The 22257-nt window shown below is 43.1% G+C and carries 18 protein-coding genes; 11 read left to right on the plus strand and 7 right to left on the minus strand.

Going from position 1 to position 22257, the window contains the following annotated elements:
- The first annotated feature begins 20 nt into the window (after positions 1-20).
- Genes ACFFGT_RS23695 through ACFFGT_RS23705 form a run of 3 tightly spaced genes read left to right on the plus strand, consistent with a single transcriptional unit; the run spans position 21 to position 1669 of the window.
- Positions 21-1091: a PA0069 family radical SAM protein gene (locus ACFFGT_RS23695; protein ID WP_377024993.1), complete on the plus strand. Its 1071-nt coding sequence runs from the start codon at positions 21-23 to the stop codon at positions 1089-1091.
- A 46-nt stretch (positions 1092-1137) separates the two neighbouring features.
- Positions 1138-1323, plus strand: a complete 186-nt coding sequence (locus ACFFGT_RS23700; RefSeq protein ID WP_377024994.1) for a hypothetical protein — start codon at positions 1138-1140, stop codon at positions 1321-1323.
- Positions 1298-1669, plus strand: a complete 372-nt coding sequence (locus ACFFGT_RS23705; protein ID WP_377024995.1) for a type II toxin-antitoxin system VapC family toxin — start codon at positions 1298-1300, stop codon at positions 1667-1669. Before ACFFGT_RS23700 ends, ACFFGT_RS23705 begins: the two co-directional genes overlap by 26 nt.
- On the opposite strand, the gene ACFFGT_RS23710 is transcribed toward ACFFGT_RS23705, so the two are convergent.
- The 3 genes from ACFFGT_RS23710 to ACFFGT_RS23720 are packed head-to-tail and all read right to left on the minus strand — an operon-like array spanning position 1666 to position 3981.
- Positions 1666-2175, minus strand: coding sequence for a ribosomal maturation YjgA family protein (locus ACFFGT_RS23710; RefSeq protein WP_377024996.1), 510 nt, complete (start codon positions 2173-2175; stop codon positions 1666-1668). The genes ACFFGT_RS23705 and ACFFGT_RS23710 overlap by 4 nt on opposite strands.
- Entirely contained in the window at positions 2141-2884 is a 744-nt protein-coding gene (locus ACFFGT_RS23715; protein WP_243484745.1) for a zinc ribbon domain-containing protein, read from the minus strand. The genes ACFFGT_RS23710 and ACFFGT_RS23715 overlap by 35 nt, the downstream gene beginning before the upstream one ends.
- The gene (locus tag ACFFGT_RS23720; protein WP_377024997.1) at positions 2884-3981 is read right to left on the minus strand and encodes a Nif3-like dinuclear metal center hexameric protein; all 1098 of its coding nucleotides are present in this window, start codon (positions 3979-3981) and stop codon (positions 2884-2886) included. Before ACFFGT_RS23720 ends, ACFFGT_RS23715 begins: the two co-directional genes overlap by 1 nt.
- A gap of 74 nt (positions 3982-4055) precedes the next feature.
- Between ACFFGT_RS23720 and ACFFGT_RS23725 the strand changes: the two genes are divergently transcribed.
- Together ACFFGT_RS23725 and ACFFGT_RS23730 are read left to right on the plus strand one after the other, a co-directional pair.
- On the plus strand, positions 4056-4253 hold the full coding sequence (locus tag ACFFGT_RS23725) for a DUF2683 family protein (RefSeq protein WP_377024998.1): 198 nt from the start codon (positions 4056-4058) through the stop codon (positions 4251-4253).
- A 91-nt stretch (positions 4254-4344) separates the two neighbouring features.
- A complete protein-coding gene (locus tag ACFFGT_RS23730; RefSeq protein ID WP_377025020.1) occupies positions 4345-4506 on the plus strand; it encodes a Txe/YoeB family addiction module toxin in 162 nt (53 codons plus the stop codon).
- 8 nt (positions 4507-4514) lie between these two features.
- Here ACFFGT_RS23730 and ACFFGT_RS23735 read toward each other — a convergent pair whose 3' ends face one another.
- On the minus strand, positions 4515-4928 hold the full coding sequence (locus tag ACFFGT_RS23735; protein WP_377024999.1) for a TM2 domain-containing protein: 414 nt from the start codon (positions 4926-4928) through the stop codon (positions 4515-4517).
- Between the two features lie 80 nt (positions 4929-5008).
- Here ACFFGT_RS23735 and ACFFGT_RS23740 point away from each other — a divergent pair, with 80 nt between their 5' ends.
- The 5 genes from ACFFGT_RS23740 (at position 5009) to ACFFGT_RS23760 (ending at position 12322) form a co-directional block, all read left to right on the plus strand.
- On the plus strand, positions 5009-5995 hold the full coding sequence (locus tag ACFFGT_RS23740; protein WP_377025000.1) for an NAD-dependent epimerase/dehydratase family protein: 987 nt from the start codon (positions 5009-5011) through the stop codon (positions 5993-5995).
- Positions 5992-6783, plus strand: a complete 792-nt coding sequence (locus tag ACFFGT_RS23745; RefSeq protein ID WP_377025001.1) for an SDR family NAD(P)-dependent oxidoreductase — start codon at positions 5992-5994, stop codon at positions 6781-6783. Before ACFFGT_RS23740 ends, ACFFGT_RS23745 begins: the two co-directional genes overlap by 4 nt.
- 4 nt (positions 6784-6787) lie before the next feature.
- Positions 6788-7063 carry a hypothetical protein gene (locus tag ACFFGT_RS23750; protein WP_377025002.1) on the plus strand — a complete coding sequence of 92 codons (276 nt, stop codon included), beginning with the start codon at positions 6788-6790 and terminating at the stop codon, positions 7061-7063.
- 209 nt (positions 7064-7272) lie between these two features.
- A complete protein-coding gene (locus tag ACFFGT_RS23755) occupies positions 7273-9642 on the plus strand; it encodes an ABC transporter permease (RefSeq protein ID WP_377025003.1) in 2370 nt (789 codons plus the stop codon).
- 319 nt (positions 9643-9961) lie between these two features.
- On the plus strand, positions 9962-12322 hold the full coding sequence (locus tag ACFFGT_RS23760; RefSeq protein WP_377025004.1) for an ABC transporter permease: 2361 nt from the start codon (positions 9962-9964) through the stop codon (positions 12320-12322).
- A gap of 121 nt (positions 12323-12443) precedes the next feature.
- Here ACFFGT_RS23760 and ACFFGT_RS23765 read toward each other — a convergent pair whose 3' ends face one another.
- Both ACFFGT_RS23765 and recQ read right to left on the minus strand, forming a co-directional pair.
- Entirely contained in the window at positions 12444-13802 is a 1359-nt protein-coding gene (locus ACFFGT_RS23765; protein WP_377025005.1) for a UDP-N-acetylmuramoyl-tripeptide--D-alanyl-D-alanine ligase, read from the minus strand.
- A 400-nt stretch (positions 13803-14202) separates the two neighbouring features.
- Positions 14203-16374, minus strand: coding sequence for a DNA helicase RecQ (recQ, locus tag ACFFGT_RS23770; RefSeq protein WP_377025006.1), 2172 nt, complete (start codon positions 16372-16374; stop codon positions 14203-14205).
- Between the two features lie 297 nt (positions 16375-16671).
- Between recQ and ACFFGT_RS23775 the strand changes: the two genes are divergently transcribed.
- Complete coding sequence (locus tag ACFFGT_RS23775) at positions 16672-19179, plus strand: M14 metallopeptidase family protein (RefSeq protein WP_377025007.1); 2508 nt, start codon at positions 16672-16674, stop codon at positions 19177-19179.
- 140 nt (positions 19180-19319) lie between these two features.
- On the opposite strand, the gene ACFFGT_RS23780 is transcribed toward ACFFGT_RS23775, so the two are convergent.
- Entirely contained in the window at positions 19320-21767 is a 2448-nt protein-coding gene (locus tag ACFFGT_RS23780; protein ID WP_377025008.1) for a TonB-dependent receptor domain-containing protein, read from the minus strand.
- Positions 21768-22257 lie beyond the last annotated feature (490 nt).

The following is a 22257-nucleotide window of genomic DNA, read 5'->3' on the forward strand; positions in this document are numbered from 1 at the left end:
TAATTTAGCAAATTTGTTCAATGTCAAATGAGGAAAATCCGGATTTTTTTAAGGGGCGGGGTGCACAGGTAAATACGCACAATAAGTTCCTGAAAAACAAGTATGTACTTGATCATATCGAGGGTATTGACGAGCCCCTGCTTGAAAATTCCAACACGCAGCTTTTTGAAGAAACACCAAAAAAAATAGTAAGTGAATCAAACAGCCCCGATTTGAGCCATATGTACTCGATTAATCCTTACCAGGGTTGCGAGCATGGCTGCATTTACTGTTACGCCCGCAATAGTCATGAATATTATGGCTTTAGCGCCGGGCTTGATTTTGAGCGGAAGATTATCATCAAACCCAATGCCCCCGAACTGCTTGAGCAATATTTCAACAAAAAAAATTACAAGCCGGTTTGCATTATGCTCTCGGGCAATACGGATTGTTACCAGCCTATTGAGCGCAGCCTGAAAATAACGCAGGGCCTGCTGGAGGTGTTCTGGAAATATAAGAACCCGGTAAGTATCATCACCAAAAACAATGTTATCTTGCGGGATATCGATCTGCTTGCCGATATGGCCAAACTGAACCTGGTGCATGTGAATGTATCTATTACCTCCCTTAACGAACAATTAAGGCAAAAGCTGGAGCCACGTACGGTAACGGCAACAGGCAGGCTGTCAGTAGTACAAAAATTATCTGAAAGGGGCATTCCGGTGCGGGTAATGGCGGCGCCTATTATTCCGGGGTTAAACAGCAATGAAGTGCCCAATATCATCAAAGCAGCGGCCGATAGAGGCGCCTTAGCTGCGGGATTTACCATGGTACGCCTGAACGGCAGCATAGCCGAGATTTTCAGCGACTGGATTTACAAAGCTTTTCCCGATCGTGCCGAAAAAGTGCTGAACATGATCCGCTCCACGCATGATGGTAAGCTAAACGACAGCGATTACGGTCGCCGGATGAGCGGTGATGGTAAAATAGCCGAGTCCATTCACCAGATGTTCAGGATGGCCTGTAAACGCTTTATGGCCGACAGGCAAATGCCGGAATATGATTATAGTTTATTTGTGCCGAGGAAAGGTAAGCAGACGAGTATGTTTTGAGGAGAATATGTATAAAATTTGTTAAATTTGTTATGAAAGGATTAATATGGTATTGGTATTAAAAAAGGGTGCATCCAAAAAAGATATAGAGGCGATTGAAAGCGTACTTTATAAGGAACCTGTTACAGGGGGCTTTAATGCTAAAAAGTACAATGGAAAGCTTGCTTTGAAGGAAAATCCTTTGGCCATTCAAAATAAACTACGGAATGAGTGGGAAAGAGATATTAGTTGATACAAATATCCTGTTGTATTTGCTTGATGGAAATGATACTATAGCAGAAATATTAAATGGTAAAAACATCTTTATTTCCTTTATAACAGAACTTGAATTACTCGGGTTTAAAGATTTGACGGAAAAGGAAGAAAAAGAAATTCTCAATTTGTTGGATGACTGTTCAATAATTCCGATGAACAATCATCTTAAGGATAAATGTATTGAAATCAAAAGGAAATATAATTTAAAACTTCCTGATGCTATAATAGCTGCTACCGCGATTTCTTTTAATCTTCCTTTTATAACTTCGGATAAACAGTTTAAGACTGTGAATAATTTGAAGTTGATAGCCTACGAGGTTTAGAGCCGATTTACTCGGTTTTGTTTTTTGTGTTTGAAGGATAGCCTTTCAATCTCAACACCCATTCCCAGCCCAATAACATAACACAACAAATCGCTCCACAAAAAGCCCTCGCCTAAAACTAACCTGCCAAATAAAGTATGCCTCAGATCATTTATCCACGGCGCTTTGTAAAGCTGGCTAAACTCTATTGCGAAGCAAAACAACAAGGCTGCAATAACATTGAACTTGACGGGCTTACTGATAAAGAGGAACCGCATAATAAAGTAAACCATGGTTGCCCATAAAATATCACCTATAAATAATGGGATGGATTTGAAATGGCGAGATAACAGACCGAGGATGATGGTTATAATGACAAGTGCAAAGTATACAGGACGTGACTTAGGCATGGAATAAATATCGGTTAAATAAATGCAACAAAAAAGGCACCCATCGGGTGCCTTTGATATATTTAACTTTATAAGTGGTTGCTTATGCTTCTTCAGCTTCCAAAGCCATTTGCTCATCAACAAGAATCCGTCCGCAATGTTCGCAAACGATGATCTTTTTACGCTGACGGATGTCTGACTGGCGCTGAGGCGGGATCTGGTTAAAACAGCCAGAGCATGAATCACGCTGGATAGTTACTACTGCCAGGCCGTTTTTAGCGTTTTGACGCAGACGGGTATAAGCAGTTAACAAACGCTCTTCAATGTTTTGGGTTGCTTTTGCAGCCTGTGCGTTCAATTCGGTTTCTTCTTTTTCAGTTTCAGCAGTAATGGTGCCTAATTCTTCTTTCTTGGCATCAAGGTCGGCCTGACGGGCTTCCAGGTCGGCAAGTGCTTTTTCGTAAACCTGTGTTTTGTTGGTGATTTCGAAGCCGTATTCGCGGATCTTCTTTTCGCTCACCTGTATATCTAAGCCCTGGATCTCAATTTCTTTTGAGATAGCATCATATTCGCGGTTGTTTTTAACCTCGTTAAGCTGGCCTTCGTATTTTTTGATGTTTGCCTGAGCTTCTTTGATCAGGTTTTTACGGGTAACTATATCATCTTCCACATCGTCAAGTTCACCTTTGATCTTTTGTATGCGGGTTTCAAGGCCTGCAACATCGTCCTCAAGGTCGGCAACTTCCATTGGCAATTCGCCCCTTACCTGGCGGATCCTGTCAATCTTGGTGTGGATAGTTTGTAGCTCGTATAAAGCTTTAAGCTTTTGTTCTACGGTTTGTTCCATTAAATAAAATATTTGACGGGGTTTGTATTTACTTCTGTTAAACGGACGGCAAAGATAGGGAATTTTTTTCTAATTATTTCATACAATAATTGCTGCGTAAATTGTTCACTTTCAAAGTGTCCGATATCTGCAATAACTATCTTTCCTTCGGCATCAAAAAACTCATGATACTTGTAATCGGCTGTGATAAAAACATCGGCCCCGGCGGCTATGGCATGCTTCAGCAAAAAGCCTCCCGAACCACCGCAAACAGCTACTTTTTTAACGTGTTTGCCTATTAATTTAGTATGCCTGATCACGTGTGTGCGCATCTTATCCTTTACATGAAACAGGAAGCTTTCTTCGTTAAGGGGCATTTCCAGCTCACCTATCATGCCCGAGCCTACCTGCTGGTGCTGGTTGGTTAAATTGTAAAGATCGTATGCAACTTCTTCATAAGGGTGCGCCAGTATCAGGGCCATCAGGATCTTGCTTTCCATGTTGGCCGGGTACACGGTTTCAATACGCACCTCGTTTTCCTTGTGGCGTTTACCAACTTCGCCCACATAAGGGTTAGCTGCGTCATTGCCCTTAAATGTTCCTGTACCTTCGGCATTAAAGCTGGTTTCGCTGTAATTGCCTATGGTGCCCGCTCCTGCCGCAAACAAAGCATCACGCACGGCATCAGCATGGCTTAAGGGTACATAGGTAACCAGCTTTTTGATCAGGTTATGCTTAGGTAACAATATGCGATTGTTTTTTAAACCCAAAGTTTCGCAAATGCGGGCGTTAACACCAGTCATGATACTATCCAGATTGGTGTGAATGGCGTATATGGCAACCCCTTTGCGGATAGCTTTTTCAACCACGCGCTCCACATAAGTTTTGCTATTGAATTTTTTGAGCCCTTTAAAAACTATGGGATGGTGCGATATGATCACCTGGCAACCTGTAGCAATAGCTTCATCAACCACAGCCTCGGTACAATCAAGTGAGATGAGCGCCTGGCTTATCTCCTGCTCGGGGTTGCCAACTATCAGGCCGGAGTTATCATAATCTTCCTGGTAATTAAGTGGCGCAAGGCTTTCAAGGTAAGCTGTTAGTGCAGATAATTTCATATATACAATTAAGCTAATCTATTAAATAAATCGTTCTTAAAATAAAAGAAAAAATAAAACAGTAAATTTGATGTATGGGAATTTTAATTGCACATCCTGAAAATAAAGAAAAGTCGGATGCTTTAAAAGCGGTTATGAAAGCTTTAAAGATCCAGTTTGAGGAAGAAAAATCGACATATGACCCTGAATTTGAAAAAAAAATAAATCGCAGCAAGGAAGATTTTGAAGCCGGAAGATACAAGGCGATCAAGACCGACGATCTATGGAAATAATTTATTCTGAAGAGTCTCAGCTTGATATTGAGTACTGGAAAAATCAGGGAACAAGATCATTCAGAAAAAGATTCAACAATTACTTCTGGCCATAAGCCAAGACCCATTTAACGGTATTGGTAAACCGGAAATGCTCAGGCATAACCTTACAGGATTATGGTCCCGGCGAATAAACCAGGAACATCGGATAGTCTACGAAGTACTGGAAGCGGAAGGCCGGATAAAGGTCCATTCCTTAAAAGGACATTATTAATAAAAGTCTTAGCTGCTCATTTTGGCCATCTGGTAGCTTTCATAAGCCATATTTTTATTATACTCCAAGGTTATCGACTTATTGTTGATCAGATCGACAATAGTACCAATCCAGCAAAAACCGATTGTTAGCAGGTAAAGTATGCCCATGCCAACCTGCCCCAAAACGAAACGCTGTATGCCTGCAAAACCTACAAAGCCCAGGAGGGTAAACAGCAATATATCCTGTGCGTTTTTACGCTTGTTGCTGTAAACCATATAAAAATACTTTTTTTGGCTTTCGGTAAGATCGGGTGTTGCGTGCTGTAAAAACCCCAGCTCTTCGGGCGAAAAACCGGCAAATGTGCTGTGTGGGTCCTGGTACATGTTCATTTTAGGTAAGGCTTGTTTTATAGTTATTTCAAATTTAAATAATTCTGCCATTAAACCTAATAGTTAAATTATCCTAAAAAAAATTAACTGTAAGGGATGGGGGTAAACCTGTTTATAGCTGTAATACCTGTATGAAAGTTTTAGTAACCGGGGCAACAGGTTTTATCGGCAGGCAGCTTACCTTATTGCTGGCTATGCAGGGCTATGATGTTAAAGCATTATGCCGCAATACCGATCATCCGTATTTAATAAAGCACAAAAATATTGAGCCGGTTACGGGCAATATCCTGTACCGGCAAAGCCTGGGCCGGGCCATGCAGGGCTGCGAACAGGTTTACCATACAGCTGCCCTGGCCAAAATGTGGTGCCGTAACCCCGATGATTACCATGAAATCAATGTTATTGGCACCCGCAATGTGCTTGAAGTTGCTGCCAATGCCGGGGTAAAAAAAATAGTTTACACCTCTACCTGCGGCGTATGGGGGCCTACCGTGAAACACCCCATGAACGAGAATGACCCGCGGATAGCGGGCTTCCCTATTGCTTATGAACGCACTAAATACCTGGCCGAGCTTGAAGTACAAAGTTTTACTAAACAAGGGTTGCATGTAGTTACGGTAAACCCATCACGCGTGTATGGCGAAGGCCCGGTTACCGAAAGCAATACCGTTGGCAAAATGGTGTCGGCTTATTTGCGCGGCAAATGGCGCTTTATACCCGGCAGCGGTAAACAGGTAGCAAATTATGCCTTTTTAAGTGATGTGGTTGACGGGCACATGGCTGCTATGAATCATGGGGTCAGCGGCGAGCGTTATATTTTAGGCGGCGAGGACATCAGTTTTAATGATTTTTTCAATACCGTGCACCAGGTATCCGGAAAGCAGCAACGGCTCATTCACCTGCCTTTAAAAGCAATTGAATTTTACAGTCATCTCGAAAAGCTGAAAACACAGCTTACCGGTTTGCGCCCCTTCTTTTTACCGGAATTTGCCGAACGTTTAAAGTACGATCAAAAATACAGCAGCAGTAAGGCTATAAGCCAACTGGGTTACCGGATAACCCCTTTTACCGAAGGGATGCACAAAACAGTTAACTACCTTAAACAAGCCGGCGTATGACGAACCAAACCGCTATCATTACCGGTGCAAGTGAGGGACTGGGTAAATCATTTGCCATTGAACTGGCATCGCGCCATATAAACCTGGTGCTGGTTTCACTGCCTGCATCAGGCCTGCCTGAGCTGGCCTCCTTTATCCGCAAAAATTTTGAGGTTAAAGTAAATTATCTGGAAATTGATTTAACCCTTGCTGAAAGTTACCCGGCAATTTTTGATTACCTTAGTCATGAGCAAATTACGGCGCACCTGCTTATCAATAATGCGGGTTTAGGTAACTGGTCGTGGTTTGAAGATTTGAACATTGGGTTTTACAAAAAGCAAATTGAACTGAACGTGATTACACCTGTGCTCCTTACACGCTTGTTCCTGGCCCAGGCCGATGCTGTTGCTACTTCATATATATTAAATGTAGGCAGTTTGGGCGGCTTATTTGTGGTGCCTAAAAAGCAGGTTTATGGCGCAACCAAATCATTCATCAGGTATTTTACCAAATGCCTGCAGCTGGAGCTTCATGGCTCAAATGTAAAGATCAGCCTGCTTAGTCCCGGAGGCATCAACACCAAGCCCGAACTGCTGGTAATAAATAATAAACTTAAGGGCATATCAAAGGCAACCATTATGGAGCCCGGGCACGTAGCACGTATAGCAGTGGATGGTTTGCTGAAGGGAAAAAAAGAGATTATTCCCGGTTGGATAAACAGGGTACTTGTTTTATTAAACGGTTTATTGCCTGCAGGTATTAAAGATATCATTATCAGGCAGCGATTGGCCACCATTATTAAAAGCTGACAGTATGATCATTTCATTAATGACCTATCGGCATATTAAAAACTTGTGCAGCTTTTTTAAGCGTACCCGCAATAGTTTTAAACTGATCAATAACGAACGGATTGTTATTATATCGGGTAGTATGCGTGGATTGGTTTTATATTTTGACAGGGACGCCTGCGAGGTTAAGAATGGCGAAAGGGATTTTATCAGTATTGATATTACACGTGATTTTTCGGTTGATATGCTGATGCGGATCCTGGTGAACCATAATATCATAACTCCTGTTTTTGAAGGTTGATCGCCTTCCGGCTCCTGTCAATCAATTTTAATAGCTATTTTCAGAATAAGTTGGGCGTTTAAAGCCGCACACCTGCTGTAACGTTTCCGAACAATATTATTTTGTCTTGATTTTCAATAGGTTCATTGTTAGTAATTTATATCATGGCACGAAATTTAAAGCGATATTATGCAGGCCCTCTGTTAGTAAACCTTTAAACCTACATAACCATGATCAGAATTTACTTTAAACTTGCCTATCGTAATTTAATTAAGGACAAAGTCTACTCCATTATTAATATTTTCGGTTTAGCCATTGGCCTGGCAGCAAGTATCCTGATATTGCTTTGGGTACAAAATGAACTAAGCTATGATAAATTTCATAAAAATGCGGCGCAACTATACCGCATAAACTGGGATGTTGATGGCTTAACCATGGCCGGTACTCCCACAGCAATGGCGGCCTCCGCAAAAGTACAATTGCCGGCTATTAAAAATACGGTACGTATAAGTCCGAATAGTTACCTGTTTGAAGCCAACGATAAAAGGTTTGTAGAAGACCGGGTGCTTTATGCCGATCCGAATTTTCTGGACGTATCTTCATTCCCGCTTGTAAAGGGCGATCGTACTGAAGCCTTAAAGCAGATAGACGGCGTTTTAATAACCGAGGCAACGGCCACGAAATATTTTGGCAATCAAAACCCTGTTGGTAAGTTTTTACGAAAAGACAATAGCGAAAATGTAATGGTGACCGGGGTTTTAGCCAACACTCCGGTTACCTCACATTTACAGTTCGATTTTGTTATGCCAACGGCAGCCTTATATAAGGCTAATCCCAAAGTAGAAAAATATCAATGGGAAGCGCCCTACTTCCATACCTATGTTCAGTTGGATGAAAGTTTTGATCCAAGCCCTGCCAATTTAAAAAAGCTGGAAACCCAGATTTTTCAGATCTATCATAAGCACGAGCCGCAAATGAAAAGTGCGTTCCATCTTCAGCCCATTACTCAAATTCACATGGCCCCGGCAATAGAGATGGATATGCCCGGGCATGGTAATGCGCTGTACTTAAAGATGTTTTTTATTGTAGCCATTTTAATACTTGCAGTTGCCTGTATCAATTTTATGAATTTGGCTACGGCACGTTCGGCCCGAAGGGCCAAAGAAATTGGTTTGCGGAAAGTAGCCGGAGCGCAAAGGTTTCAATTGATATTGCAGTTTTTAAGTGAAGCCGTATTCATTGCTTTTATATCATTGTTACTGGCACTCTGGATAGTGATTTTAGTGCTGCCGATGTTTAATCAGCTGGTTGGTAAGCAGCTCGCCGTTAACTTTGCCGATGCGAAGCTTTGGCTTGGTCTATTGGGCATTGCCTTATTAACCGGGGTGGTATCGGGCAGTTATCCGGCTCTGTTCTTATCCGGCTTTAACCCGGTTAAAGTGCTTAAGGGAAATGTTAAATCAATGGGGGGCAATTTATTTTTCCGCCATACTTTGGTGGTAGCCCAATTTGTAGTTTCGGTTGTGTTGCTGATAGGTACAGTGGTTATTTACCAACAACTCAAGTTTGTAAAAGAAAGGAACCCCGGCTTTAATAAATCCAGCCTTTTATATATGGAAATGAACGGGGATATGGAAAATAAAGAGGCGCTATTGAGAAGCGAGCTGCAACGAAATCCGCTCACCAGTGATTTTGCTGTCACAAGCGAGCTTCCCATCGATATCGGGGCCGGCGCAAACGCCTCATGGCCGGGTAAAGATCCCAAAACACAAGGTTTTCCGACTCCGGCAATGTATGTGAGTGAAAGCTTTGCCCGCTTATTCGGATTAAAATTACTGGCTGGCCGCTTCTTTGCTGAGTCCATCAAAACCGACTCGAATAATTGTGTCATTAACCAAAAATTACTGAGTTCGATGGGCTTTACCGATCCCGCGGCAGCGATAGGAAAGCCGATGACATTGCATAACAAACCAAGTGTTATTATTGGGGTGGTTAAAGATTTTAATTTTAAACCGGCCCAGTCGGCTATCGAGCCATTGATCATTTCTTTAACTGGAGGTGGCGGCACGGTTGTTATCCGCACCAAACCCGGAACCACCACGGCAACTATTGAAGCTTTGGAAAAAATAAGTAAGGAAATCAGTCCTGCCTATCCGTTCAATTTTAATTTTGTCGACCAGCAAATGGCCAACCTTTATCACGGCGAGCAACAGATGGGCAATATCTTTAAACTGTTTGCGGCTATCGGCATTTTCATTTCCTGCCTTGGTTTATATGGCTTATCGGCTTTTATAGCCGAACAACGTACTAAAGAAATTGGGGTACGCAAAGTATTAGGTGCATCCGTTTTAAAACTGGTATATCTATTATCGTCAGGTATAACCAGGCTTATCCTGGTAGCTATATGTATAGCATTACCGGTTTCCTGGTATGCTGTAAATACCTGGTTATCCGGATTTGCTTATCACATTAATGTTAGCTGGCTGGTATTTTTCGTGGCGTCAGCCGCGGCTTTAGGTATTGCCTGGCTTACGGTTAGTTATGAATCTGTAAAAGCTGCAAGTGTTAACCCAATAAAGAGTTTGCGATCGGGTGATTAGTGGTTGGAGGTTAGCGGTTAGTTTAGGAAAATAAAGGCCGAAGATTACGGGCCAGTCGCAAATATAGAAGGTTAGTGTTTAAGGATATTTCCGTAGCACTAACCTTTTTAGATTATTAATAATAGTATATTTTCCAAATCCCAAATCAATCTCTAACCTCCAACCACTAATCTCTAAAAACACCGTTGCATAAATGAACACCGATTGTTCGTTTATGAACGATGTAGTATGTTGGTATTTTGTAAGTTTCTGATAAATAGCAGTTTAAAATATTGGCATCATTTTAATTAGCTTACTACCTGATAAAGCCAATATTATTATGCTAAAGAACTATATCAAAACCGCCTGGCGTAACCTCATCCGTAATAAATTTTATTCGGTAATTAATATAGCCGGTCTGACGATGGGCCTCGCCATAGGGATCATGATCCTGCTTTGGGTACAGGACGAATTTAGCTTTGATAGCTTTCATAAAAATGCATCCAATATTTACAGGGTAGAACTTTTTGGAGGCACAGGTGCCAGTAAGCAGATCTGGCAGGTTACGGTGGCACCGATGGGGCCGTTGGCCAAAGAGGAATTGCCGGCCGTGCAAAACCAGGTGCGCCTTACCAATAACTGGTTTTTCTCCTTATTTAAATACCAGGATAAAGTTTTTAATGAGCAGGCGGTAGGTTTTGCAGATCCATCCCTGTTTACTGTTTTTGATTTCCCGCTGATTGAAGGTAGTAAGGCAAAGCCTTTTATCAACGATAACTCAGTAGTGATCACCAAAAGCACAGCCAAAAGATATTTTGGAAATGCGGATGCTATGGGAAAAGTCATTGTGGCCGATAATAAAGAAAACTTTACGGTATCAGGTGTTATTAACGATTTTCCGCTTAACTCAAGCATTAATTATGATATGATCATGCCGATGAGCTTTCATGTCAAATACATGTTTACCAACTATAAAGTCGACCTGAACCATGATTTCGGCAATTACAATTATGAAACTTATCTGCAGCTGAAACCCGGTACTTCAATAAAACAGCTCTCGGCCGATTTGAACAAGGTTCACCTGAAACGCAAACCCGAAGATACCGATGCCGATTACCTGCTGCTGCCTGCAACTAAAATGCACCTTTACAATGCCGATGGTACCGACCGTGGGATCAGCACCGTACACATTTTTATTATTATAGCCCTGGTGATATTGATTATTGCCTGTATTAACTACGTTAACCTTTCAACCGCGCGGGCGATGCTTCGGGCCAAGGAAATAAGCATGCGCAAGATCATCGGCGCAGCAAAAACACAATTGTTTATGCAGTTTGTAGTCGAAACCGCTTTGCTGTTCGTGCTTTCATCGGTTTTGGCAGTGTTTGTAATTTATAACGCCATGCCTGTGTTTAATGAAATTGCAGGGAAACAACTGGTCTTTAATATCGCCAATCATCATGTTTGGCTCGTGATAGCAGGAACAATAGCAGCTACACTTTTATTGTCCAGTATTTATCCGGCATTGCTGCTGTCCTCTTTTGAGCCATTAAAGGCACTTAAAGGTAAAATATCCAACGGCATTGGCGATGTGGTTTTTCGTAATATCCTGGTAGTGGTACAGTTTACCTTTTCGGTAGTATTGATTATCAGCACCATTGTGATAACCAGCCAGCTTAATTATATCAGGTCAAAAAATCTGGGCTATGATAAAAGCCATGTATTTGGTTTTTGGATGCGCGATATGAAAGGTCATTATGACGCTGTTAAGGCCGAACTTTTAAAACAACCGGGTGTTCAGGCCGTAACGCGGTCAACCGGGAACATTGTTAACAACGGCGGTATTTCGGGCGATAACGATTGGGACGGCAAAGCCATTGGGCAAACTTTTATTGTGCACCCGCAGGGAATTGATAAGGATTTTATCTCCTTCTTTAAATTAAAAATGCATGAGGGGCATAGTTTTGATGGCTCGGTGAGTGATAGTACGCATTTTATATTGAATGAGGCGGCTGTTAAAGAAATTGGCTTAAAAGATCCTATTGGCAAACGTTTCAGGCTGCGTAAAACTAATGGTACTATAATAGGTGTTGTTAAAGATTTTCACTTTGCCAGCATGCGCGAAAAAATTGCACCGGTGGTATTTTATTATGAGCCGGATAGTTATGGATCCATTTATATCAAAACCACGGGTAACGATGTGCCGAAAGCCATTGCTGCTGCCGGTATCCAGTTTAAACAGTACAACGGCCAGTTCCCTTTTAGTTATACTTTTTTGGATGAGATCTTCAATAAGCTTTACCAGGGCGAACAACGGGAAGGAACGTTATTTAACTATTTTGCAGGGATTGCCATTTTAATTTCCTGCCTTGGCCTGCTTGGCCTGGCGGCTTACACAGCCCAGGTGCGTACCCGCGAAATTGGCGTGCGGAAGGTTTTGGGTGCAACAGTAGGGAACGTTGTTACCCTGCTGGCCAAAGATTTTATTAAGCTGGTGCTCATTGCAATTGTTGTGGCGTTCCCAATTGCCTGGCTGGCCATGAGCCATTGGCTGGATGCTTTTGCCTACCGCGTTGGCATAAGCTGGACAACTTTTGTATTAGCCGCGGTTATTGCGGTGTTGATAGCCTTTGTCACGATCAGCTTTCAATCCGTTAAAGCCGCGCTGGCTAACCCGGTTGATAGTTTAAGGAGGGAATAGTCAATCAACATCCCGTCATTGCGAGGTACGAAGCAATCCCCGATTAGCGGGTCCGCCCTGTAAAGTTTGGGATTGCTTCGTACCTTACAGCAATGACGCTTCAAAAGGCTGTATTTGTATTTTAAAACAACTCAACCAACCGCTCCAAAGCCATACCTCTCGATCCTTTGATCAATATGGTTGAATCGCTTATAGGCTGTGCTTTTAAGGCAGCAATAGCGTCTTCGGCAGTTTCATAAAAAGTTGCCGGTCCCTGGTTTCCGGCTTCAGATTGCTGACTTAAAAAATCCTTCCCGATAAAGATCCGTTCATCAACCGGGGTATCCATAGCCTTGCGGATAACCGATGCATGTTCAACAGCTGCTTCCGGCCCCATTTCAAACATGTCGCCCAAAATGAGCACTTTTCTTTTTGCTTCAATTTTGCCCACGTTTTCAATAGCTACAAACATGCTGCTGGGGTTGGCATTGTAATAATCGCAAATGAGGGTATTTGTAGCCGTTTGCACAATTTGCGAACGGTTGTTTTTAGGTTGATAACCTTCAATCCCGGCATTTATTTCGTTAGCCGGCAGCCCCAGGTATATACCGATGCAGATAGCCACCAAAATATTAGGCAGGTTATACGTACCGGTAAGCTGGGTTTTAACCTGATGGCTTTCGCCGGTTTTATTATTTGTCCACTCTAAAGTAAGTAATGGCGAGTTCTCCAACAGTTCACCGCTGATGAGGTTATCAATAGCATCAGTACCGTAATACTCCACATGAGGTAAACGGCGGGCCACGGCCATCTCCATTAAAACAGTATCATCACTATTAATGAAAGTGATGCTATGATGTCGATAAGCACCCCCTTTAGGGGGCGGGGGGGGCGCCGCCATAAAGTCGTACAATTCCCCTTTCCCTTTCTTCACACCTTCAATCCCTCCAAAACCTTCCAAATGCGCTTTGCCCACATTAGTAATTAAGCCGTGCGATGGCTGGGCGATACTACAAAGCAGCTCAATTTCTTTTTGATGATTGGCGCCCATTTCAATAACCGCAACCTCATGGCTGGCACCAATAGTTAATATGGTAAGCGGTACACCAATGTGGTTATTTAAGTTGCCCTGCGTAGCCTGGGTTTTAAAATGCTGCGACAGTACGGCATTGATCAGCTCTTTGGTCGTGGTTTTACCATTGGTGCCGGTAAGGCCAATAACCGGAATGCTAAGCTGCCGGCGATGGTGACGGGCCAAATCCTGCAGAGCGGTTAACGCGTCATCAACCAATAAATACTGCTCGCCCAGTTTGTAATCAGGGTTGTCAATTACCACGTAGGCTGCGCCGGCTTCAACTGCTTTTTGGGCAAAGGTATTGGCATCAAATTTATCGCCTTTAAGGGCAAAGAACAGACTGCCCGGTGTTATCTTCCGGGTATCGGTGCTGATAATGGGGTGTTTGAGGTATATATCGTAAAGTTGTTGGGTAGTGGTAGTCATGTGTATTTAATGGCAAACGTAAATTAAAAGTACAATTATCTTGCGTTTGTTTGTAGCGAGTGCAAGATTAAAAAACTATGTCATTGCGAGCGTAGCGTGGCAATCCCGTAGCCAATGCATGTCCGCTCTGTATAATAGCTACGAGATTGCTTCGTCGTTCCTCCTTGCAATGACATGGGTTTTAACATACCTTGCGCTCGTTGCAAACGAGCGCAAGGTTAAAGACTTACGAAGTTTTTAAAACTTCGTAAGTCTGGGTTCTACAACATGTCATTGAGAGACGAAGCAATCGCACGGAAGTATAGCCGCTCTGTGTAGCATGCGATTGCCGCGTCGCGCCCTGGCTTTTCCCACCCCGCTCCTCGCAATGACATAGGTCTTACGCAAATTTAAATTATTCCTACCTCTTCATCCAGTCTATCACAGCCCTGATCTCGCCATAGCTATAATCCTCGCCTAAAATCTCTTTTAATGGTGATAGCTTTTCTGCTCCGTAACTTTCAACAGCATCGGAAATAGCAGCTATTTTTTGCTGTGGTACTATTTCGGTTATATCCAGATCCCCGTTTTGCACATAATAACTCAGGTGTGTTTCTATGGTAGATGTAGTGAACCCACGTTCGGCAGCTATTTCGGCAATGGTTTTTCCGGAACGATATAGATTAAACGTTTCGGCTTTGGTATCAGTGCTTCGCGAAGAAGATTTGGTCTGTCCAGGCGATTTTACTTTCCGCTCCCGTTTCGGCGATTTCTGTTTTATTTTTGAACCGAGGCCTTTTTCGGCGCAATAAGTTTTAACGGGCTCCAGCAGTTCGCGCCCGTAACGGGCCAGTTTAATGTCGCCAAAGCCGGAGATCAAACGCAGCTCATCTAAACTTTGAGGCAGGTAGGTTGCCATTTCCTGCAAAGTGGCGTCTGACACTATAATATAGGCAGGCACATTTTCATTGATAGCGATACCGCGCCTAACCTCCTTAAGCTGGTTAAGCAGCTCGGCTTCAAATGGCAGGCTTTCTTCGTGATGTACTTCTTCAACCTTTTCTATCTCAATAAATTCAACCTTTTGTCCCCCTTTTAAAATATCCGTACTCAGTGCGGTAAGCTTTAAAACCGGGTATTCGTCGCCCGCAGTTTGCAGGTAGCCCATGGTTACCAGCTCGCGGATGTGGTGCTGCCAGTCGGCCTTGCTAATATCGGCACCAATGCCGTAGGTTTTAAGCTGTTTATGTTCCTCGCGGATCTTATCGCTCTTTGATCCCCGTAAAAAATCTATAACATAATTGGCACCGAAACGCTCATTTAGCCGGGCCACTGCCGAGAGTGCTTTTTGAGCGATCAGCGTGCCATCAAAACGTTTATACTCGGTAAGGCAAACATCGCATGAGCCGCACTTGGCCGGAAATTCCTCATCGAAATATCTCATCAGGTATTGGCGGCGGCAGGAAAGCAGCTGGCAGTATTTCACCATGTCATTAAGCTTGTTAAGCATAATGCGACTTTGCTGTTCGTTGCCCTCCACCTTTGCAAATGCCTGTAATTTCATAGCATCGCCGGGCGAGTAAAGCAGTAAGGCTTCGGATGGTAAGCTATCGCGCCCTGCCCTGCCTGTTTCCTGGTAATAGCCTTCAATATTTTTAGGCAGATCGACATGCACCACATAGCGCACGTTTGATTTATTGATGCCCATGCCAAAAGCTATAGTAGCCACAATGATCTTTATATCATCGCGCAAAAAAGCTTCCTGGTTGCGGGCTTTCACATCATTAGTTAATCCGGCATGGTAAGCCTCGGCAGAAAAGCCTTCATCTTTTAAATCTTCCGCCAAAGCTTCAGTTGACTTACGGGAAAGACAATAGATAATCCCCGATTCATCCTTATGCTCATTTAAAAAAGCGATGAGCTGTTTAAAACTGTTCTTTTTGGGCGATACGCGGTATGTGATGTTTGCCCTGTTAAATGAGGATACAAAAACTGCCGGCTTTGTGAGGTTCAGCTTTTCAAGGATATCTTTTTGAGTGAGTTTATCGGCCGTAGCGGTAAGTGCTATGACCGGCACACCCGGAAACTCCAGTTTTAAACCGGCCAGCATCAGGTATTCGGGCCTGAAATCATGCCCCCATGATGAGATACAATGGGCCTCGTCGATAGCTATCTGCGCAACTTTCAGGGTTTTTAAAAAGGGGATGAGCTTGTTTTCCTTATTTTCCTTGCTTTCGGCACTGAACAAACGTTCGGGTGCCAGGTAAAGCAGTTTGATCTCGTTATTCCGGAGCCTGTTTACCAGGATCCTTGTTTCTTCGGGATTTAAGGAGGAGTTTAGGAAAGCTGCGGGGATACCATTAACATTAAGGCTATCCACCTGGTCTTTCATCAAGGCGATAAGCGGCGATATCACTATGGTTAGGCCTTCGAGCAAAACTGCAGGCAGCTGGTAACACAACGATTTGCCGCCCCCGGTAGGCATCAGCGCCATTACATCCTGCCCTTTGAGTATATTTTGAATAATAGCTTCCTGCTCATGCCTGAAGGCACTATAACCAAAATATTTTTGCAGGGCCTGGATAGGTGTCATGTTTGTAGATAAGCTTCAAATGTGCAGATATGCAAATGTGCAGATTTCAGATGAAAAAGTTTAAATTACAGATGTGCAAATGTGCAGATATGCAAATGATAGGTGGGTAAATTACAGATGTGCAAATTTCAAATGATAGATGAGTAAATATCTTATCATTAATATGTGGTAGTACAGGTAATCTGAAATCTGCACATCTGCACATTCAAATAATCTGCACATTTGAAATTTGCACATCTGCCAATATTTTATGCATATTAGCTTATCTCTTTTCTCCTACACATTTATTATTTATTTATGATAAAAAGACATTTACTCTTTTTCGTATTTATAAGCTTTTTTTGCCCAACTTTTGCGCAAAAAATTCAGTCGCCGCAGGAGTTCCTGGGGTATAAGCTGGGTGAGCATTTTACGCCACATTACCGCATTGTTGAATATTTTAAATACGTAGCATCGGCATCCAAAAATGTAAAGCTGCAGCAGTTTGGTACTACCAATGAGGGCAGGCCATTGCTGGCTATGTTTATAGCATCTGACGAGAATATTGGCAGGCTGGAAGAGATTCGTCATAATAACCTTAAACTGGCCGGGATTGAAAGCGGCGGCGGCAGCACTGCCATGCCGGTTGTTACCTGGCTAAGCTATAATGTGCACGGCAATGAACCTGCATCAAGTGAGGCTGCCATGTGGACTTTGTTTGACATGGTTGATCCGGAAAATACCGCTACCAAAGCCTGGCTAAAAAATATGGTAGTTGTTATCGACCCATGTTTAAACCCCGACGGGCGCGACCGTTATGTGAATTTCTATAATTCGGTAGTTGGCGCTGCGCCCGATGCCAGCCCAACATCGCGTGAGCATGCTGAACCATGGCCGGGCGGCAGGGTGAACCACTTTTACTTTGACCTTAACCGCGACTGGGCCTGGCAGCAGCAAAAAGAAACCCAGGCACGTGTAGGGCTGTACAACCAATGGCTGCCGCAGGTACATGTTGATTACCATGAGCAGGGTTATAATGCGCCATATTATTTTGCCCCTGCCGCCGAACCATATCATAAAGATATTACCGCATGGCAGCGCCAGTTTCAGATCACCATTGGTAAAAACAACGCCAAATATTTTGATCAAAACGGCTGGATGTATTTTACCAAATATGAGTTCGATTTGTTGTATCCATCTTATGGCGATACCTATCCTTTATATAACGGCTCCATCGGCATGACGTATGAGCAGGGCGGCATTAGTGCAGGCTTGGCCGTGGTTACCCGCAGCGGTGATACCCTTACTTTAGTGCAGCGTGTAGCCCATCACCATTCAACAAGTTTAAGCACGCTTGAAATAGCCTCGTTGAATACTCAAAAGTTATTGGATGAATACAAAAAGTTTTTTGATAACAGCCGCGCTAACCCTCCGGGCGATTATAAAACTTACGTTATCAAAAACGATAACAACAATAAAATTAATGCGCTGGCAAAAATGCTGAGCCGCAATGGCATTCAGTATGGTTTTGGTTTAGCTAATAAAGCAGTTTTAGGCTTTAATTATGTTACCCAAAAAACAGAGCAATATAATGTGGGCGCCAATGACCTGGTAATTAATGCCTATCAGCCTAAAGCGGTATTGCTGCATGTGCTGCTGGAGCCCAAAACATTTATCCCCGACTCCAATACTTATGATATTACGGCATGGTCGCTTCCATATGCATATGGTTTAAAGGCTTACGGCTTAAAGGAATCCTTTAAGCCAGCCAGTGCCGAGTGGAGTGTAGCCGAGCCTAAGCCCCTGGTAAATACGCATGCCTATGCTTATGTATCGGCATGGCAATCGGTTAATGATGTCAAATTCCTGGCAGCTTTGCTTAAAAAGAAGATCAAAGTACGCTATGCCGAAAAACCATTTGAAGCAGGAGGTAAACAGTTTACAGCAGGTTCGTTAATAGTTACCCGTGCCGGTAATGACCAGGCCGATTTTGACCAGGTTGTTACGCAAACGGCAGCATCACTTAACCAGGAGATCACCCCAATTTCAACAGGTTTTGTTGATAAAGGTTCGGATATCGGTTCGGATGCGGTAAGGTATATCCATCAACCCAAAATTGCTTTAATTGCCGGCGATGGTATAAACTCTGAAGCCATGGGTGAGGTTTGGCATTTGTTTGAAGCGCAAATAGGTTACCCCATTACTTTAATAAGGTACCAGGATTTAGGCCGCACCAAATTAGGTGATTTTGATGTGGTGGTTTGTCCTGATGGCCGTTATGAGGATTTTCCTTCGGATAAATTACAGAACTGGATCCGCGACGGTGGCAAGCTGATAGCGATTGACAACGCCGTATCCTTATTGGTTGATAAAAAGGGCTTCCTGATTAAACACAAGGAAGAGAAAAAAGAAGACAAGGATAAAGAAAAGGACAAGGATAAGATAGTTAAGCTTTATGGCGACCGCGACCGCTTAGCGCTTAGTGAATCTATCCCCGGCGCTATTTATAAGCTGAACCTTGATAATACCCATCCGCTTGGTTTCGGTTTGCCGGATTATTATTATTCGTTAAAATTAAATGACGATATCTATGATCTTTTTGCCGGCGATGATGGCTGGAACGTAGGCACTATTAAAAAAGATGGTTATGTATCAGGCTTTGTAGGCGCCGAATCAAAAAAGAAGATCACCAACGGTTTGCTGCTTGGCGTACAGCCTATGGGCCGCGGTTCGGTAGTTTATATGGTTGATGACCCGCTGTTCCGCAGTTTCTGGGAAAACGGCAAGCTGTTGTTCAGTAACGCAGTATTTATGGTAGGGCAGTAATTGCCCCCCTTGCCCCCTAAAGGGGGAGCAGCTACATCGCTTTCATAATTAAAAGGCCTGGTTCCATTTGGAATCAGGCCTTTTGTATTCATTGCAACATGCTAATCGAAAGCTCCCCCTTTAGGGGGTTGGGGGGCTAATTAATTATTCCCCTTCACCCTGCCTTTTTCGTCATCGGCGCCGCTGCGGTGTTCGCGCATTTTGATGGAGTTGTTGCCGAAGTTATAAGTAAAAGTGAGGCGCATTACGCGGGTATCATTCTTTTGTTTGATGGTAAAGTTATTGTTTACCACCTGGCTGCTTAAATCATTACGGCGGATGTTGAAGATGTCATCGCATGAAGCTTTGATGTTAAATTTCTTTTCCATGAATGATTTGCTGACACCCATATCTACTGAGTAACGCGGCCTGATCTTGTAAATGCCGTAAGTTAATGCCGATTGATAATCGCCCGTTACTTCAAAGCGGTAGCCGGCAAATTTGAATGTTTGTGTTGTACGGCCCTGGAATGCCCATTGCCCATCGTTAAATTTCTGTCCGGCAAGGGTATCTGATTTAAAGCCCAGGTAAAACGCGGTTGCGTTAACATTGCCTTCCCACCATTTGGTAATGGTGAACGGGGTGTTGATATTGATATTGTAACCTGTTTGGGTCTGCAGGTTCTGGTGTGTTTCGAACGAGCGTTTACCTTCGGTTAATATCAGTTCGGTGATAGCATCGGTAGTATGGCTGTAGCCAAGGCTTACGTTGATGGTTTTATTATAGGTGTAGTTAAGTTCAAAATTTTGAGTGTATTGCGGGTTCAGGAACGCGTTACCTTGCGAATAGGTGTATGGATCAAGGTAATAAATGAAAGGGTTCAGATCGTCATAGCCAGGACGGTCGATACGGCGGCTGTATGAAAAGCTTACCTCATTTTTATCATTAAGGGTTTGGTTAATGAATACGCTTGGGAACAGGTTTAAATAACTCCTCTTAACCGGGGTGCTGCCGATCAGGTTACCGGTCGACCGGGTTTGCTCGGCACGTAAACCTAATTGCACCGAGAATTTTTTGAATTGCTTGTTCAGGTTTAAGTACCCGGCGCTAATTTTTTCGTCGTAAATAAAACGGTTGGTACGGGTGGTGTCATTTCGGTATGCCCCGTTATCATAGATCTGGGCCTGCAGGTCGTTATCAGTTTTAACGCTGCTGAATTTCACGCCTGCTTCCAGCTTAATGGTTTTGGTAAGTGGTTTGGTATAATCGGCTTTGCCGGTATAAATGCTTATGGTTGATGGGCTTTGGTTACGGAGCATCTGCGGTGCATGCTGTACGCTTCCATCCGGCAAAAAATAATCAGTATTATACATGGCATTTGAGTTATTCTTGAATTTAGAATAATCCAAATCAATGCTCAGTTCCTGGCCGCTGGTATCAAGCTTCAACCTGTCGTTAAGATTAAGGGCGAAGTTTTTATAGGTTTGTCTGATATCCGAAGTAGTATGCAATGATGAATCGGCCACTCCAAATTGTTTACCGATGATGGTTCTGTTATCATTAAGGGCCTTTTCACTGTTTGAATAACCACTCACCACAAAACCGATAGTATGTTTTGGGGTTAGGTCATAGTCGGCACCTAAACGATAGTTATTATAATGGTTGACACTTGGCAAGCTTGATTTTTGGTTGAAATAAGTTTTGTTGCCAAGCGTATCGGTAATGATCCGGTTGATGCCAATATCGTGGTCGCGTTTGTTATCGCCCCTGCTTAACGAAGTAAATACATTGAGGTTGCCCTGTTTGTGATTAAGGTTAAGGCTGCTGTTATCGCGCCAGTACTGGCTTTTTGCCCCGCCCACGGTAAGGCTGCCGTTTGTGCCCGATTGCGTATTCTTTTTTAATTTGATGTTGATGATCCCTGAATTACCCGCCGCATCATATTTTGCCGATGGGTTAGTAATGATCTCGATAGATTTAATAGTATTGCCATCGGTTGAACGTAACAAAGTAGCCAGTTGTGCAGCAGTAAGATAGGTTAACTTATCATTGATCATTACGGTTACGCCCTGTTTGCCTTTCAGGCTGATGTTATCGTCTTTATCAACAGTAACGCCGGGCGCGCGTTCTAAAATTTCCATGGCGGTATTTCCTGCTGCCAGTACGCTGTTTTCAACGTTCATTACTGTGCGGTCAATCTTGCGCTCAATAAGGGGTTTTGTGGCGGTAATGGTAACGGCCTTTAACTCAGTACTGCCGGCATGCATATTTAAAGCTGGTGCTGTAACCTGCGATGAATTGGCAGGCACAGTAAAGCTTTTGCTCACTGCCTTTTGATATCCAACCACGGTGGCTTTAATAATATAATTGCCTGCTTTAATGTTGGTAAAAACATAAACACCGGCATCGTTACTGAGCGCACCTTTAACTACGGTTGAGTCGGCTGCGCGTAAAAGGCTTACTGAGGCGTAATCAAGTGGTTTGCCCTGTTCGTTGAGTAAGGCCCCGGATACCTTGGCGGCAGGTGCGGCCTGCTGGGCAAAGGATACACTGCAGCTGATAGCAACAAGCAGCAGTGTATAAAATATGTTGTGTATGATAGTTTTCATTTTTGGAGTTGTTTAGAATTAAGGGCAATACAATGCCATTAAAAGAATTGCTTCTTTTTTAAAATTTGTAAATAAGCTTTTTTAGTTTCCGGCGTGTTTTTCCGGCGTTTGGTGTTTAGTAGTTATGAGATATAGGCGATTGTTTTCATAGTGTTCCTGTTTTTTGATTTAAAAATTAGGCAAAGCAATCCCACCTGGCCTTTAAGCCATTTTTTAAAGTTTATTAAATTTATATTGCCGGATTACCCGGAAATGGTAATTGTGTTGCTTTTACATTAAGATGCAAAAACAGGGGTGTAGGTTACAGATTATTTTCACTTTTTAATGCAGGCATTAAATTTTTTGCCAGATCCTTAATAATCCGGAAGGTAATTGGCATTTCATTTTTACCAGGAATGCTTGTCCCGGCATTATTTATCCTGCTGTTTAAAAGCGATTTGCCGTTTGTTTGAAACAGAAAGTAAAAAGGTATAATAAGCCCGCTAAAAAT

It is taken from the genome of Mucilaginibacter angelicae (assembly GCF_042434235.1).
Classification (GTDB): Bacteria; Bacteroidota; Bacteroidia; order Sphingobacteriales; family Sphingobacteriaceae; genus Mucilaginibacter; species Mucilaginibacter angelicae.